Below are 14,673 nucleotides of genomic sequence, written 5' to 3' on the forward strand. Positions count from 1 at the left end.
GCCCCCCGCCGTTGTGGGAGCGCACCCTGTGCGCGACGGCTATCGCGATGAGCTTGGGGAATGTCGCGCACAGGGCGCTCCCACAGAGGTCTCATGGCTTGCAGGGGTTACGCGCCGACATGTCACCGACCCGCTCACGCGCATCAGCGACCGCCTGGTGGACAACGTGAACACGCTGGCGCACATCACGGGCCGCAGTCACCACAAGTCGACGGCCACGGTGTAACCACGCAGCGTCACCCCCCCGCCGTTGTGGGAGCGCACCCTGTGCGCGACGGCTATCGCGACGAGCTTGGGGAAAGTCGCGCACTGGGTGCGCCCCCACAAACAGGAAAGGCTGCGTCCGCTTTCGGGCTTATGCCCCGACGCGTCGACGCACGGCATCGATATCCCTCACCGGCCGGATTTCGATACGCCCCGTGCGGGACCACGGAAATTCAGAGGCAATGCGCACGGCTTCGTCCATGTCCGCGGCCTCGATAAGGTTGAAGCCGCCGAGGTATTCCTTCGCCTCGGCAAAGGGGCCGTCCATCACCGATAGCTTGTCGTCGCGCATGCGCAGCGCCTTGGCTTGCGAGGGCGCCTCCAGCTGCATGGAATCCAGCAGGCAACCTTTCGCGCGCAGCTCGTCCGCGTGGACGAAGCAGCCGTGCATCATGGTGTCGAACTCGCCCGGCGGCAGGGCGTCGAGCAGGCTGTCGTCGCAATAGATCATGACCAGGAACTTCATGTTGCCTCCGATGGCGTACGGCGTCGTCGCGCCAGCCATGATGACCGCAAAACGTTACGCCGGCATATGCCGTCAGGCCCGGGTTCACGCAGTGGCCGGCTGCGTCTCCCCGGCGGGTGAGCCGATGGCCGGAGTTACGCTGCACTGCGCCGAGACGGCACCCCGCCCCTCACTTACACTCGGGGGCATGCTCAAAATCGACACACACGCCCACATCCTTCCTCGCGACTGGCCCAACCTTGCCGCCAAGTACGGCGACGAGCGCTTCCCCGTGATGATCCACAACGACGGGCGGCATCGCATCTACAAGGATGGCAAGTTCTTCCGCGAGGTATGGGAGTCGGCGTTCGACGCGCAGCAGCGCATCGACGACTACGCCCGCTTCGGCGTCAGCGTGCAGGTGGTGTCCACCGTGCCGGTGCTGTTTTCCTACTGGGCGCCCGGTTACCAGGCGCTGGAGCTGCATCGTCATCTGAACGACGAGACGGCGCGGATCTGCAACGACTACCCCCGCCATTACGCGGGCATCGGCACGGTGCCCCTGCAATCCCCGGAACTGGCGATACGCGAGCTGGAGCGCTGCATCGACGAGCTGGGCCTGCAGGGCGTGCAGGTCGGTTCGCACTGCAACGACTGGAACCTCGACGCGCCGGAACTGTTTCCGTTCTTCGAAGCGGCGGCCGACCTGGGCGCCGCCGTGATGGTGCACCCGTGGGACATGATGGGCGCGGCCAGCATGCCCAAGTACTGGCTGCCCTGGCTGGTGGGCATGCCGGCCGAACAGACCCGCGCGGCCTGCTGCCTGGTGTTCGGCGGTGTGCTGGAGCGCCTGCCCAAGCTGCGCGTGATGCTGGCCCACGGCGGCGGCAGTTTCCCGTGGACCATCGGCCGCATCGAGCACGGCTTCCGCATGCGCCCCGACCTGGTCGCCACGGACAACCCGCGCAACCCGCGCGAATACCTGCAACGCCTGTACTTCGACTCCTGTGTGCACGATCCCCAGGCCCTGCGCTATCTCCTGGATGTGACCGGGGTCGAGCGCGTCATGCTGGGGACCGATTATCCTTTCCCCCTGGGGGAACAGCATCCTGGCAGCGGCATCGAGTCACTCGGGCTCGACGACGTGGCCCGCGCGCGGCTCTTCCACGGCACCGCCCTGGAATGGCTGGGGCTGCCGCTGCAACGATTCGAACCTCACACCCTCGCACAGGAAAAGGCATGAGCTTCTTCCGCAACATCGGTTTGGCCGGCGCCCTCTTGCTTGCCGGCGCTGCGCACGCCACGGACGTCAGCATGGCCGGCGGCAGCGTCAACTTCAGCACGCCGGATCAGTGGATGGGCATCATGGAAACCCAGGGCGACCCGGAAGTACGCGTGTTCCAGGTGCCCGCCCCCTCGCCCAACGGCAGCAGCAACCTGGCCCGCGTGTCGGTGACGGTGAAGCAGCTCGGCACCGCCAGCGACTTCCAGCAGTACTTTTCCGGCGCCATGAGCAAGGCCAAGGCCCTCACCGGCTACCAGCCTGCCACGGGCGGCTCACCGGACAACTTCGTCTACACGGCGCAGGAAAACGGCGCGCAGTTCAGCTACAGCGAGCGCTACTGGTTCAAGGACAATCACGCCATCCAGCTGCGCTGCGTGCGCCCGGCGCAAAGCGCGGCCGGCGCGGCCTGGCGTGCGTCGTTCGACAAGGGCTGCGATGCGATTGCCGCGCGGCTGAAGTAAGCATTGGACAAGTCCAGTCGGCATCGGATGCTACGACGCCTCCGCCCCCGCAACTGAAAGCGGTAGGACGTCGGCTACATCGGAAAACTACGCTGCCCGACACGAGCAATGTGCATGGCACGATAGCGATCTCTAACCAAGCGTTTCACTGTAAAAAAGCGTCGCAATTTATTGCGACGCTTTTTTTGCAACCTGGGAGGGGACGTACTCATGAAATTCCACGCGATACCCGGCATATTCATTGGCGTATTTGGCATAACGGCAACTGCTAATGCCTTTGACGGCATTCTCGATCAATGCCAGACATGCACGACGGATGCTTATTTTCGCCAAACAGCCAAGTCCTACTACGACCTCGGCAATCCAACGCTCTACAACCTCAAGACCGGAGCAATTCACTCCTACCGCCTCAGCCTGAAGCGGGGCTATTCCCAGGAATTTGATCCGCCGCCAGACGCGATCGAGGTTACTGAAGTATCAGTTGATTCAGCCATCTATAGCGCTTTCGTCAATCTAAGCGGCTTCTATCAAATCGCAGGATTCAAGCTGCAAGGAGCAATCAATATTCCCTACACCGATTTGGGTTCAAATATTCCCGGACTCAATCAAGGTACTACGGCCTATGACGTAACCGAAGATGCGAATCTGCGTAACCGTATTGGCTTCGAAATCGTCAATAACAGAGATCGATGGAATCAAGTTCGATCCTTCTACAACACCGTTAACGAAGCGGGACTTGTATTCTTCGGCCTCAAGAGTGAGATATCGCTGGAAGTTCGAATCACCTTTGCCGATGGCAGTTACGTCATCTACCGAAAGACCGCCAACGACGCTAACCAGACGCAGCTGCAATTCGTGCCTGGCAGCGCAAGAACACCAAAAACCCAACTTATCCCCGACTCAATCCAACCTCAAAACCAAGGGAAATGGTATGGACCCGGGGCTGGTGGCGATGATATGGGTCGGTTTGGCAAGCACATGAACTCCATCGGTGCTCCAACTGATTGGAACTACAACGGCGGCTCAAGCCCTCGCGAGGTCGTATGTACATGGAAGGTTGGGCAAGGTGGTAACACCCTAATCTGTGCCGCCGCAGCTTACTGACATTCGAGCGTGTCATGGAACGAGGCCGTATCCATGGGTGACGCCTCGTTTCAGTTGGAGTATCGAGGCCAAGTCATGGCAATCTAGCTTCTTGTCCAAGCGTGACTAAGTTTATGCCCTACAGATACGAAAACACCCTCGCTTGGGCGCAAGCGCAGGACGCCGCCGACCCGCTCCGCTCCTTCCGCGATGAATTCCTGATACCTCCGCACGAAGGCAGGGACAGCCACTACTTCTGCGGCAATTCGCTGGGGCTGCAACCGCGCGCCGTGCGTGACGCACTGGCCGCGGAACTGGACGACTGGGCGGGGCTTGCGGTGGAAGGCCACTTCAAGGGTCGCCTGCCGTGGATGAATTACCACGAGTTCGTGCGCGACGACCTCGCCACCGTGGTGGGTGCGCAGCCGTCCGAAGTGGTGGCGATGAACACGCTGGGCGTGAACCTGCACCTGATGATGGTGAGCTTCTACCGGCCCACGCCGGAACGCCACGCCATCCTTATCGAATCAGGCTCGTTTCCCACCGATCGCTATGCGGTGGAATCGCAGATTCGTTTCCATGGCTTCGACCCGGCGACGTCGCTGATCGAACTGAAGGGCGATGAAGCCAACGGCACCATTTCGATGGAAGCCATCGAGCGTGTACTGGCCGAACACGGCTCCCGCATCGCACTGGTGATGCTGCCCGGCGTGCAGTACCGCACGGGGCAGGCCTTCGACCTCGCCGCCATCACGCGTCTCGCCAGCCGCCATGGCTGCATGGTCGGCTTCGATCTCGCGCATGCGGTGGGCAATCTGCCCTTGCAGTTGCACGACATCGGCGCGGACTTCGCCATCTGGTGCAGCTACAAGTACCTCAACAGCGGGCCGGGCGCGGTCGGCGGTGCGTTCGTGCACGAACGCCATGCGCGCACCACCCTGCCGCGCTTCGCCGGCTGGTGGGGCCACGACAAGACCACGCGCTTCCAGATGGGCCCGGCATTCGTGCCCACCTACGGCGCGGACGGCTGGCAGCTGAGCAACCCGCCCATCCTGGCGCTCGCACCGCTGCGCGTGTCGCTGGAAATCTTCGTGCGTGCAGGCATGGCGAACCTACGCGAGAAGTCGCTGCGCCTCACCGGCTACCTGGAATGGCTGGTGCAGACCCAGCTGAGCGACGTGCTGGAAGTGGTAACGCCCAGCGATCCGGCGCGCCGCGGCTCCCAGTTGTCCATCCGCGTTCAGGGTGGCCGCGAGCGCGGTCGTTCGCTGTTCGAATACCTGATGGAGAACGGTATCGTCGGCGACTGGCGCGAACCGGACGTGATTCGCATCTCGCCCACGCCGCTGTACAACCGCTTCGCCGATTGCGTGGCGTTTGTCGAAGCCGCTCGCGCCTGGGCAACCAAGGCCTGAGAGTTCGCGGGCAAATGGACGTCCAGCCGTCCGCGGACTGTCCGCGGACGCTGTCCGCAGCCCCGCCTGTCTTCGGGTAACCTTCCGCATCAAGCACTTGGGCTACGCTCCGTTTTGGCACGCCCATTGCCTGATGATAAGCACCACTCCAGACAAGGAATGCCCATGCGTACCGTCCGACTGAGCTGTCTGATGTCCCTGCTTCTCGGCGCCGCCGCCGCACACGCCGCCGCGCCGGATGCACCGCCCACGGGCGACGAACTCAACCGCACCATCGCCGCGCTCGACACCAAGGTGTTCGACGCCTACAACACCTGCGACATGACGACATTCGGCACGTTCTTCAGCGCGGACGTCGAGTTCTATCACGACAAGGGTGGCCTGATGACCGGCCGCGACGCCGTGGTGGACGCCACCCGCAGGAACATCTGCCACAAGGTAAAGCGCGAGCTGGTCGGTACGCTCGAGGTCTATCCGATAAAGGATTACGGCGCGATCGAAATGGGCACGCACCGCTTCTGCAAGCTCGATACCGGCAAATGCGAAGGCATCGGCAAGTTCCTCCACATCTGGCGCTACCAGAACGGCCAGTGGCAGATGACGCGCGTGGTGAGCTACGACCATCACGCCATCGACAGCGGCAAGTAAAACCACACCCTGATTTGTTGTGGGAGCGCACCCTGTGCGCGACTGGCTCAACAGACATCGCTAGCCCAGTCGCGCACAGGGTGCGCTCCCACAACAAGCAATGCGACTCAGGCGATCCGGCTTTCCGGGTGGCGCACCTGCCCTTTCCCTCTCACCACGAAGCGCTCGATGGTCAGCGACTCGGCCCCCATAGGGCCATACGCATGCAACCGTGTAGTGGAAATGCCAATCTCCGCGCCGAGTCCCAGCTGGCCGCCATCGGAGAATCGCGACGACGCATTGACCATCACCACGGCCGAGCGCAACGCGTGGATGAATTTCTTCGCCGCCGTCTCATCCTTGGTCGCAATGACTTCCGTGTGATCGGAGCCATAACGACGGATATGCGCTACGGCTTCATCGATGTTGTCTACCACGCGCATGGCGAGAATCAGGTCGAGATATTCAGCGGCGTAATCCTCCTCGCTGGCACCGCCCACGCCAGGCGCTATCGCACGCGTAGCGTCGTCGCCGCGTAGATCCACACCACGCTCGCGCAATGCCGCAACCGCGAGCGGCAAGAATTCCGCCGCCACATCACGATGGACAAGTAATGTCTCCAGCGCATTGCACACGCCAGGTCGCGATGTCTTGCCATCGACCAGCAGATTCAAGGCAAGCGCGATATCGACCGAGCGATCCACGTAGAGATGACACACGCCCTTGTAGTGCTTGATCACCGGCACGCGCGCGTGTTCCGCCACGAAACGGATCAATCCTTCACCACCACGCGGAATGGCGAGGTCCACGATGTCGCTCAGCTGCAGCAGCTCCACCATGGTCTCGCGGCGAAGGTCCTCCACCAGCGTGATGGCTGCCTCGGGCAAGCCGTGCGTGCGCAGTGCTTCATGCAGCGCTGCCGCGACCGCGCCATTGGAATGGATCGCCTCGGAACCACCGCGAAGCATCACGGCGTTGCCAGCCATCAGGCACAGCGCGGCGGCATCCGCCGTCACATTGGGGCGGGCTTCGTAGATCATCGCGATGACGCCGAGCGGAATACGCACGCGTTCCACCTCGACACCGTTGGGAAGCGTTTCCCGGCGCGTGACCCTGCCCACCGGATCGGGCAGCGTGGCCACGTCTCGCAGCGCCTGTGCGATGGCTTTGACGCGTGGACCATCCAGTCGCAGGCGATCGAGCATGGCGCCTTCGACGCCCTTTGCTGCCGCCTGCTGCATGTCTGTCGCGTTCGCCGCAAGAATGGCGTCGACGTGGCTTTCCAGCGCGCCCGCCATATCGGCCAGCAACGCGCGTTTCGCCTCGGTGCCGAGCATCGCCAGAGCCGGCGCCGCATCGCGACAGGCCAAGGCCAGCGAACGAATGTCACTCATGCGTCGATGTCCCCTGTGGTTTCGATGTCGACCAGCGTGGCGAGATCGTCTCGGTGCACGATCTCCGCGCCGTAGCTGTAGCCCAGCAGGGGCTCGATGTCGCGACTGTGTCGCCCGGCCATGCGCTTCACTTCAACCGCACCGTACTGGCTAAGCCCACGCGCCACGACGCGGGCCGCCTCGTCCACGATCTCCACGAGATCGCCGCGATGGAATTCCCCGGTTACGTCGAGCACACCACCGGGCAGCAGCGAAGCGCGACCACCTGCCAACGCCCGCGCTGCACCGGCATCCACTTGGATGCGCCCCGGCGCGGCAGGCGCATGGCGCAACCAATATTTGCGTGCCTGCATGCGCGTCTTGCCCGCCACGAAGAACGTGCCCCGCAACTGCCCCTGCGCCAGCGCGTCGACCGTTTCCGAACGCCTGCCACTGAAGATCGCGGTGGGAACGCCTGCAGCACCGGCCTTGGCGGCGGCTTCCAGCTTCGTGCGCATGCCACCGGTGCCGACGGTGCTGCCGCTGCCACCGGCCATCGCCATCACTTCCGGCGTCAATGCCTCAATACGCTGCAAAGGCGTTGCCAGGGGATCGCGCCGTGGATCGGCGGTGTAAAGCGCATCGATATCCGAGGCGATCAGCAACAGGTCCGCGTCCACCAGCGCAGCCACGATCGCGGCGAGGTTGTCGTTGTCGCCGAGCTTGAGTTCGTCCACGGCCACCGTGTCGTTCTCGTTCACCACCGGCAGCACATCCAGCGTCAGCAGCTCTCTCAAGGTGGCGCGTGCATTGAGGTAACGGCGGCGATTGCGCAGGTCGTCGTGCGTCAGCAGCACCTGGGCGACCGGCCGTGAACTCAGCGACTGCCATAACGCGATCATCGGCGCTTGCCCCAACGCGGCCAATGCCTGCCTCGCAGCAATATCGCCGCCGCTTGGCGTGTGCGCGCGCAGTTGGGCACGCCCTGCGGCCACGGCACCCGACGACACCAGCACGACCTGGCGACCGGCGTCACGACTGGCACGGATGAAGTCCGCCAAGGCCGCGGCATAGATTGATGTGAGGCCACCGCCGTCGGCCGCAAGCAGGTTGCTGCCCACCTTCAGCACGCAACGACGCCATGTGGGCAGCGCCTGCATGGGAATAACCTGCGAGCGCTGCCCTTCGTTCATGCGTGATCGCCCAAGGGCGTTTCGATACGATCCCCGTGGCTGCGGGGCGAGGAAACGACCAGCATCCGCACGTCGGCGTGGCTGTCGTTACGGACTTGATGGGGGCGCCCGGGTGGCACATGGAGACCCTGCCTGGGCGACAATCGGTGTGACGCGCCGTCCAGCTCGATGGTCAGCTCCCCCTGAAGCACATAGAAGAACTGGCGGGAGCGCTCATGGCGGTGACGAACCTCCCACGCGCCCTGGGGCATGCGTTCTTCGATCACACTGAGGTCCGCGCCGGCCAGCAGATGCCAGCCGTCGCAGTCTTGTCCCCAGTGGTAGTGTTCGGCATTTTCCGTGCTGACGGTTCCCATGCCGATCTCCAACATGCCTATTCCTTTTAGCCGTCCAGACGGCTGAGTCTATCGCGCAATGCGTCCAGGCGCAGGTCGTTTCCGGAACCGGGCGAGACGCGTGCTGCGAGGCTGGCCTCGGGCGTGCGTCCCTCGCCGGCCGAGGCGGCCGCATCCGCTGCCGCACGATACGCATCGCGGAAGGGTACGCCCGCCGCTGCCTGCTCGATCGCCACGTCGGTGGCATACATGGCCGGCTCGATGGCGGCGCGCATGGCCGGCTCGTTCCATTCCATGCGGGCCAGCAGGTCCGGCACCAGTTCCAGCGCGGCCAGGCCATGACGGCAACCGTGGAACAGGGAACCTTTGGAGAACTGCAGGTCACGCTGATAGCCCGACGGCAGCGACAGCAGCTGCTCGATCTCGGTACGGGCGGCGGCGACACTGGCGTAGCTGGCGCGCAGCAGCTCCACCACGTCCGGATTGCGCTTGTTCGGCATGATCGAGCTGCCTGTGGTGTATTCGCTCGGCAGCTTCACGAAGTTGAATTCGGCCGTGGTGAACAGCGAGAGGTCCCACGCCAGGCGACGCAGGTCCAGCAGCGCCGCGGCAATGGCTTCCAGCACGGCCATTTCGAACTTGCCACGCGAGAGCTGTGCGTAGATGGGCGACACCTGCATGCGGGCAAAACCCAGCGCCTGCGTGGTGTGCTCGCGGTCCAGCTTGAGGTTCACGCCATAGCCCGCCGCCGTACCCAGCGGGTTGGCATCGATCAGCAGCGCGGTCTGCTGCGCACGCAGCGCGTTGTCGATGAAACCCTCGGCAAAGCCCGCAAACCACATGCCGGTGGACGACACCACCGCACGCTGCAGATGCGTATAGCCCGGCAACGGGATGGCCGGCTGCGCGGCGCGATCCAGGCAAACCTTGGCAATGGCCTTGCAGGTGCCTTCGAGCGTGGCCAGCTGCTCCTTCAGCCACAGGCGCGTGGCGACCAGGATCTGGTCATTGCGGCTGCGACCGGTGTGCACGCGGCGGCCGGCATCACCCAGGCGCTCGGTAAGACGCGCCTCGATGGCCGAGTGGCCATCTTCATAACGGTCGTCGAGCACGAAGTTGCCGGCGCGGAAGTCCTCCGCCAGCACGTCGAGCTCGCGCTTCAACGCCGCGGCTTCATCCCCGCTCACCACACCGATGTTGGCTAGCCCTTCCACATGCGCCTTGCTGGCCGTGATGTCGTGCAGGAAGAACTCGCGATCCAGCACCACGTCGTCGCCCGCGAGGAACGTCATGATGCGGGTGTCGATCTTGATGTTGGATTTTTGCCAGAGAGGTTGGGTCATCGTGGTGTCCTGCAATCTTGGTAAGGCGCCATCTTTCTGCTCGTCATTCCGGCGCAGGCCGGAATCCAGCAGAGACACGGCCTGGTTGTCGCAAAAAGCTGATCTGCTGCTACCGCAGGGACCCTTCGCCATCGCATCTGGATTCCGGCCTGCGCCGGAATGACGGTCAGGTGATCGGGATCGCCGTGTACTCGTCAACGCCAATGGCGCGATTGATGTTCTGCATGGCCTGCGTCGCCGCGCCCTTCAGGAGGTTGTCGAGCGTGGCCACCACCACGACACGCTTGCCGTCGTTGGACACGGCAAAACCGCCGATATCCACGTGGTGCTTGTTGGCGATGTGGCTGACCCACGGCGCCTCATCCACCACATGCACCAGCTTTTCGCCTTCGTACGCACCGTTGAAGCGCTGCACGATGTCCTCACGCTTCACCTGGCGTGCCAGATACAGGTTCGTGGTGACCGTGAGCCCGCGGAAATGCGGCGCCACGTGCGGCATGAACTCCACCGGCACATTCAAATGCCGGCTCGCTTCCTTCTCGTGCATGTGACCGGTGAGCGAGTACGGCATCAGGTTGTCGCGCAGCTTCTCCGGGTTGTTCTTGTCCGACGGCGTGGTGCCGGCACCGGAGTAGCCGGATACGCCAAAGCTCACCGGCGGTGCCGCCAGCAGATCCTTCAGCGGTGCGATGGACAGCTGGATGGCAGTCGCGTAGCAACCCGGATTGCTGATGCGCTTCTCGCCGCGCCACAGCTGGCGCGTGAGTTCCGGCAGACCGTAGTACCACTTCTCGTTGAAACGATAATCGGCGGAAAGGTCGACGATGATCGTCTCAGGCCTGGCCTTGTCGATGGCTTCGACATACGGCGCAGCCTTCCCATTGGGGAGCGCCAGCACGACGATATCCGCGCCCTGCGCTGCCACGTCATCGGCGTCGAGGCTGGCGTAACGCAGCTCGCCTTCGAAACCCTCGACGTTATCCGCCACGCGCTGGCCATCCAGCTCACGCGAGGAAACAAACGCCAATTCCAGCGCCGGATGTGCGGCCACCAGCCGGATCAGTTCGGCACCCGTGTGCCCGCGTGCGCCGACGATGCCGATGCGATGCTTGTTCGTGCTCATGGATCAGTCCACCAGGGTCGGCAGGCGCTGCGCACAATGCGCGACGCAACGGGCGATCGTGTCGAAGTCTTCAATGCCGTACCAGAACACTTTCCAGCTCGGCTGCTTGAGGCAGCCATCGGATTCGGCATAGTAGAAATGGTTCACCGTGTTGCCGTGGCGCGAGCGCCAGAACAGTTGCGGATTTTCCTCGCGCATCACCTGCCACACGGCGCGGCCCAGGCCTTCACCCTGCGCGTCGTCGAGCACGGCGAACTTGTCGAGATACGGCAAGCCGCCTTCCATGGTCAGGATCATCGCGGTGCGGTAGTTCTCGCTTACGTACACGCGAAACGGCTTGGTGCGCTCGAAATAATCCGGCACCAGCGTACGACCGAAGCTGGACTCGATCAGCTCGCGCATGCGACCCAGGTCGATGCCCTCCCACGACTCGAAACGCTTCACCTTCTCGCCACGACGCACCAGCGTGCCCGAACCCTTGTGCGTGAACAGTTCCTTCGCCAGCTCCGACGGCTTGGTGATGGATACCGACGAGGTCAGCGGCAGATCGTTCAGCAGGTCCGCGATCTGTTCGATCTTCAGGCGCATGCCGCCGTTGATCCACGGCTGGGCCATCAGGTGCTCGAACTCGGTGCTGAGATTGATCGAGTCGATGATGTTGCCCTTGTCGTCCAGCAGGCCGCCCGTGCCGGTGAGGAACACGATCTTGTACGGTTGCAGCACGCGCACCAGTTCGTTGGCGGCGAAATCGGCATTGACGTTGAGGATCTGCCCCTCTTCCGTCTCGCCGAGGCTGGCGATCACGGGAATGGAACCCGCACGCAAGCTGGCTTCGATCGGCGCGAGGTTGATGCTGGTGACCTTGCCCACCAGGCCATAGGTGTCGCGGTCCAGATAACTGGCCGTGAATACGCCCGACGGCACCGAAGTGGCACGCGTATCCATCGTCTGCAGCGCCTCGACCAGACGCAGGTTCTGCTCCTGGAACACCTTGCGCACGATGGCCAGCGCCTTGGGCGTGGTCACGCGCAGGCCGTTCACCGTGTGCTTCTCGATGCCGGCGGCGGAAAGTTCTTCGTCCAGCTGCGGGCCCGCGCCGTGCAGCACGATGGGTGTCAGGCCCACCTGCTGCAGGAAGGTGAGCGACGAGGTGAGTGCCGGCAGGTCGTCGCGCAGCACGGCGCCACCGACCTTCACCACGGCGAAGCGCTTGGCGTCCAGCTGCGAGAAGCGCTTGAGGTATTGCTGGATCTCCTTCGCGCTACCCATGCTCGAAAGCAGGCGGACGATGGTTTTCCGGGTGTGCTTGTGGGCTTCCACTGTTGCTTAACTCTTGTCGATGATGCGGTAGATGGTGTCGGCGTAATGCTGCAATTGGTCGAGTGAAACCCACTCGTCGGCGGTATGCGCCTGCGCGATGTCGCCGGGGCCGTAGACGAAGCTGGTGTAGCCGGCAGCGGAGAACAGCGCCGCCTCGGTCCAGAAGTCCACGGCGTTGCCGATGGGAATGTTCAACTCGTCGGCGAGGTCACGCGCTGCGAGGCGACGCGTTTCCGCCGTGGCTGTGTCGCCAGCAGGCAGCGAATCGCCGTGGAAGAGTTCGTCGAACTCTACCGGCTGCGGTTCGACCAGCGTGCGGAACGTGTTGAGCAGGTCTTTCGGGTTCATCGTCGGCAACGGACGGAAACCGAAACGGACATCCGCCGACGGCGCGATCATGTTTGCCTTGATGCCACCATCGATGCGACCGATGTTGAAGCGCAGGCCGGTAAGGCCTCCGAAGCGCTCATGCGCCTGCTTCTCCACGTAGTCGAGCGCCGCAGCACCCCAACGCACCACCTGATGCACGGCGCTGTCGCTGGGCTTCTGCTCGCCCGACGCGTGACCGGCACTGCCCTTGAAGCGCATCTGCACCGAATGGATGCCGCGATGCGCCAGCACCGCTTCACCCTTGGTCGGCTCGGCCACGATGATGGCGTCGTACGCCGGCTTGTCCTTGAGGAAACCGGCGATGCAGCGCGGGTCGTTGGCTTCTTCGTCGGTCGACAGCAACAGCGCCATGTCGCCCTTGGTGACGTTCGCCACGGCGACAAGCGCAGCGGCTGCGCCCTTGATGTCGCATGCGCCCAGGCCAATCGCGCGATCCTCCGTCACGCGCAGCTCGTGCGGACTGGCCGTCCAGTGCGGTGAATCGGGCACGGTATCCAGGTGCACGTTGAACAGCACTTTCGGTTGGCCACGCACGGCGTACAGCGTCACGGCGCCTGCGCCGTAGTCGGTCGCGGTGACGTCGAAGCCCGGCAGGTTGTCCCGCAGGTAGTCGAAGATGCCGCCGGTGCCGATCTCGCGCGGCGGATTGCGCGTGTCGTAGCTGACCAGCGCGCGAAGGTGTCGGAGAGTGTCGTCGAGTAGAGAGCTCATGCGATCCGGATAGTGAAGGGTTGCTTCGGGATTCCCTTAGCCGTCATCCCCGCGAACCCCGAAAAGGGGGCAAGGGCGGGAATGACGAGCAAAAAGAATCAGCGGTTGATCTCAGCCCACAGCGTGCTGCTCATGCCGAACAGCTTGATGAAACCTTCCGCCTCTTCCACGCCCCAGTCGGCCGACTGCGCGTAGGTGGCGCCCTTGGCGTTGAGGATGTGCGGCGAACGCACTTCCACCGCTGTCACCTGCGCGCCGGAGGTTTCCAGAACCACTTCACCGTTGACCGTGCCCTGGCTGGACGTGAGGAACGCTTCCAGGTCGGTCTTGATCGGATCGTGGAAGAAGCCTTCGTACACCACTTCCACCCACTTGCGCGCCACTTCCGGCTTGAAGCGGTTCTGCTGCTTGGTCAGCACCGCTTCTTCCAGCGCGCGGTGCGCCGTGAGCAGCGAAATCAGGCCCGGCGCTTCATACACGATGCGACCCTTCAGGCCGATGGTGGTGTCGCCGGTATACATGCCGCGGCCCACGCCGTACGGCGCAAACAGCTCGTTGAGCTTGGCCAGCAGCTTGGCGCCCGGCAGCTTTTCACCGTTGAGCGACACCGCCTCACCCTTCTCGAAGCCAAGGGTGACGGTGAGCTTTTCGGACGGCCATTCGGCGCGCGGCTTGCACCAGCCGCGGGCGCCTTCACCCGGCGTCTTCCAATGGTCGATTTCGCCGCCCGAGAGCGTCACGCCCAGCAGGTTTTCGTTGATGGTGTAGCTCTTCTGCTTGGCGCGCACGTCGAAGCCGCGTTCTTCCAGGTACGCCTGCTCGTAGGCGCGCGTCTGGGTGTGTTCCTTCTGGATCTCGCGAATCGGCGCCACGATCTGGTAGTCGCCCAGCGCCTTCACGGCCAGGTCGAAACGCACCTGGTCGTTGCCCATGCCGGTGCAGCCATGTGCGATGGCCTTGGTGCCCAGTTCCTTGGCGCGCGCAATGGCAGCGTCCACGATCAGGTAACGGTCGGACACCAGCAGCGGGTACTGGCCCTGGTAGGCCTCGCCGGCCTGCACGAAGGGCTTCACGAAACCGTTCCAGATGGCCGGGCCGCCATCGACGGTGACATGGCTTGCCACGCCCAGTTCCTTGGCGCGGGCCTCGATGTAGGCGCGTTCCTCGGCGTCCACGCCGCCGGTATCGGCGAACACGGTATGGACGGCCCAGCCGCGCTCCTTGAGGTAAGGCACGCAGAAGCTGGTGTCGAGACCACCGGAGAAGGCGAGAACGATGTCTTTGCTCATGACTTGTGGATCCTGG

At 63.6% G+C, this 14,673-nt stretch carries 15 protein-coding genes; 6 read left to right on the plus strand and 9 right to left on the minus strand.

Annotation, left to right across the window (positions count from 1 at the left end; genetic code table 11):
* The first annotated feature begins 28 nt into the window (after window positions 1–28).
* The gene (locus DK366_RS10630; protein WP_109125530.1) at window positions 29–226 is read left to right on the plus strand and encodes a hypothetical protein; all 198 of its coding nucleotides are present in this window, start codon (window positions 29–31) and stop codon (window positions 224–226) included.
* 129 nt (window positions 227–355) lie between these two features.
* On the opposite strand, the gene DK366_RS10635 is transcribed toward DK366_RS10630, so the two are convergent.
* Entirely contained in the window at window positions 356–730 is a 375-nt protein-coding gene (locus tag DK366_RS10635; protein WP_109125608.1) for a YciI family protein, read from the minus strand.
* A 187-nt stretch (window positions 731–917) separates the two neighbouring features.
* On the opposite strand from DK366_RS10635, the gene DK366_RS10640 reads away from it, so the two are divergent.
* The 5 genes from DK366_RS10640 to DK366_RS10660 all read left to right on the plus strand — a co-directional run bounded on the left by DK366_RS10640 (window position 918) and on the right by DK366_RS10660 (window position 5,601).
* On the plus strand, window positions 918–1,952 hold the full coding sequence (locus tag DK366_RS10640; protein WP_109125531.1) for an amidohydrolase family protein: 1,035 nt from the start codon (window positions 918–920) through the stop codon (window positions 1,950–1,952).
* Window positions 1,949–2,455 (plus strand): hypothetical protein, encoded by a 507-nt coding sequence (locus DK366_RS10645; protein ID WP_109125532.1) that lies wholly within the window; start codon window positions 1,949–1,951, stop codon window positions 2,453–2,455. The genes DK366_RS10640 and DK366_RS10645 overlap by 4 nt, the downstream gene beginning before the upstream one ends.
* A gap of 210 nt (window positions 2,456–2,665) precedes the next feature.
* Entirely contained in the window at window positions 2,666–3,559 is an 894-nt protein-coding gene (locus DK366_RS10650; protein WP_109125533.1) for a hypothetical protein, read from the plus strand.
* 113 nt (window positions 3,560–3,672) lie between these two features.
* Window positions 3,673–4,953 (plus strand): kynureninase, encoded by a 1,281-nt coding sequence (gene kynU / locus DK366_RS10655; RefSeq protein WP_109125534.1) that lies wholly within the window; start codon window positions 3,673–3,675, stop codon window positions 4,951–4,953.
* A gap of 165 nt (window positions 4,954–5,118) precedes the next feature.
* Window positions 5,119–5,601 carry a nuclear transport factor 2 family protein gene (locus tag DK366_RS10660; RefSeq protein WP_232821002.1) on the plus strand — a complete coding sequence of 161 codons (483 nt, stop codon included), beginning with the start codon at window positions 5,119–5,121 and terminating at the stop codon, window positions 5,599–5,601.
* A 107-nt stretch (window positions 5,602–5,708) separates the two neighbouring features.
* On the opposite strand, the gene DK366_RS10665 is transcribed toward DK366_RS10660, so the two are convergent.
* From DK366_RS10665 to DK366_RS10700, 8 genes are all read right to left on the minus strand, one after another.
* Complete coding sequence (locus DK366_RS10665; protein WP_109125536.1) at window positions 5,709–6,974, minus strand: glutamate-5-semialdehyde dehydrogenase; 1,266 nt, start codon at window positions 6,972–6,974, stop codon at window positions 5,709–5,711.
* Complete coding sequence (gene proB / locus DK366_RS10670) at window positions 6,971–8,146, minus strand: glutamate 5-kinase (protein ID WP_109125537.1); 1,176 nt, start codon at window positions 8,144–8,146, stop codon at window positions 6,971–6,973. Before proB ends, DK366_RS10665 begins: the two co-directional genes overlap by 4 nt.
* On the minus strand, window positions 8,143–8,502 hold the full coding sequence (locus DK366_RS10675; protein ID WP_109125609.1) for a cupin domain-containing protein: 360 nt from the start codon (window positions 8,500–8,502) through the stop codon (window positions 8,143–8,145). The genes proB and DK366_RS10675 overlap by 4 nt, the downstream gene beginning before the upstream one ends.
* 26 nt (window positions 8,503–8,528) lie before the next feature.
* Complete coding sequence (gene argH, locus DK366_RS10680) at window positions 8,529–9,824, minus strand: argininosuccinate lyase (protein WP_109125538.1); 1,296 nt, start codon at window positions 9,822–9,824, stop codon at window positions 8,529–8,531.
* 166 nt (window positions 9,825–9,990) lie between these two features.
* A complete protein-coding gene (gene argC, locus DK366_RS10685) occupies window positions 9,991–10,947 on the minus strand; it encodes an N-acetyl-gamma-glutamyl-phosphate reductase (RefSeq protein WP_109125539.1) in 957 nt (318 codons plus the stop codon).
* A gap of 3 nt (window positions 10,948–10,950) precedes the next feature.
* Window positions 10,951–12,267 carry an acetylglutamate kinase gene (locus tag DK366_RS10690; RefSeq protein WP_109125540.1) on the minus strand — a complete coding sequence of 439 codons (1,317 nt, stop codon included), beginning with the start codon at window positions 12,265–12,267 and terminating at the stop codon, window positions 10,951–10,953.
* A 6-nt stretch (window positions 12,268–12,273) separates the two neighbouring features.
* Complete coding sequence (locus tag DK366_RS10695) at window positions 12,274–13,368, minus strand: acetylornithine deacetylase (RefSeq protein WP_109125541.1); 1,095 nt, start codon at window positions 13,366–13,368, stop codon at window positions 12,274–12,276.
* A gap of 98 nt (window positions 13,369–13,466) precedes the next feature.
* Complete coding sequence (locus DK366_RS10700) at window positions 13,467–14,657, minus strand: argininosuccinate synthase (protein WP_109125542.1); 1,191 nt, start codon at window positions 14,655–14,657, stop codon at window positions 13,467–13,469.
* Window positions 14,658–14,673: the final 16 nt, after the last annotated feature.

The sequence above is a fragment of the Dyella sp. C11 genome (assembly GCF_003121485.1).
Taxonomy (GTDB): domain Bacteria; phylum Pseudomonadota; class Gammaproteobacteria; order Xanthomonadales; family Rhodanobacteraceae; genus Dyella.

Coding starts and splice junctions, on each gene's coding strand:
- DK366_RS10635 (WP_109125608.1), bottom strand. CDS start 730: ATGAAGTTCCTGGTCATGATCTATTGCGACGACAGCCTGCTCGACGCC.
- DK366_RS10640 (WP_109125531.1), top strand. CDS start 918: ATGCTCAAAATCGACACACACGCCCACATCCTTCCTCGCGACTGGCCC.
- DK366_RS10645 (WP_109125532.1), top strand. CDS start 1,949: ATGAGCTTCTTCCGCAACATCGGTTTGGCCGGCGCCCTCTTGCTTGCC.
- DK366_RS10650 (WP_109125533.1), top strand. CDS start 2,666: ATGAAATTCCACGCGATACCCGGCATATTCATTGGCGTATTTGGCATA.
- kynU (WP_109125534.1), top strand. CDS start 3,673: ATGCCCTACAGATACGAAAACACCCTCGCTTGGGCGCAAGCGCAGGAC.
- DK366_RS10660 (WP_232821002.1), top strand. CDS start 5,119: ATGCGTACCGTCCGACTGAGCTGTCTGATGTCCCTGCTTCTCGGCGCC.
- DK366_RS10665 (WP_109125536.1), bottom strand. CDS start 6,974: ATGAGTGACATTCGTTCGCTGGCCTTGGCCTGTCGCGATGCGGCGCCG.
- proB (WP_109125537.1), bottom strand. CDS start 8,146: ATGAACGAAGGGCAGCGCTCGCAGGTTATTCCCATGCAGGCGCTGCCC.
- DK366_RS10675 (WP_109125609.1), bottom strand. CDS start 8,502: ATGGGAACCGTCAGCACGGAAAATGCCGAACACTACCACTGGGGACAA.
- argH (WP_109125538.1), bottom strand. CDS start 9,824: ATGACCCAACCTCTCTGGCAAAAATCCAACATCAAGATCGACACCCGC.
- argC (WP_109125539.1), bottom strand. CDS start 10,947: ATGAGCACGAACAAGCATCGCATCGGCATCGTCGGCGCACGCGGGCAC.
- DK366_RS10695 (WP_109125541.1), bottom strand. CDS start 13,368: ATGAGCTCTCTACTCGACGACACTCTCCGACACCTTCGCGCGCTGGTC.
- DK366_RS10700 (WP_109125542.1), bottom strand. CDS start 14,657: ATGAGCAAAGACATCGTTCTCGCCTTCTCCGGTGGTCTCGACACCAGC.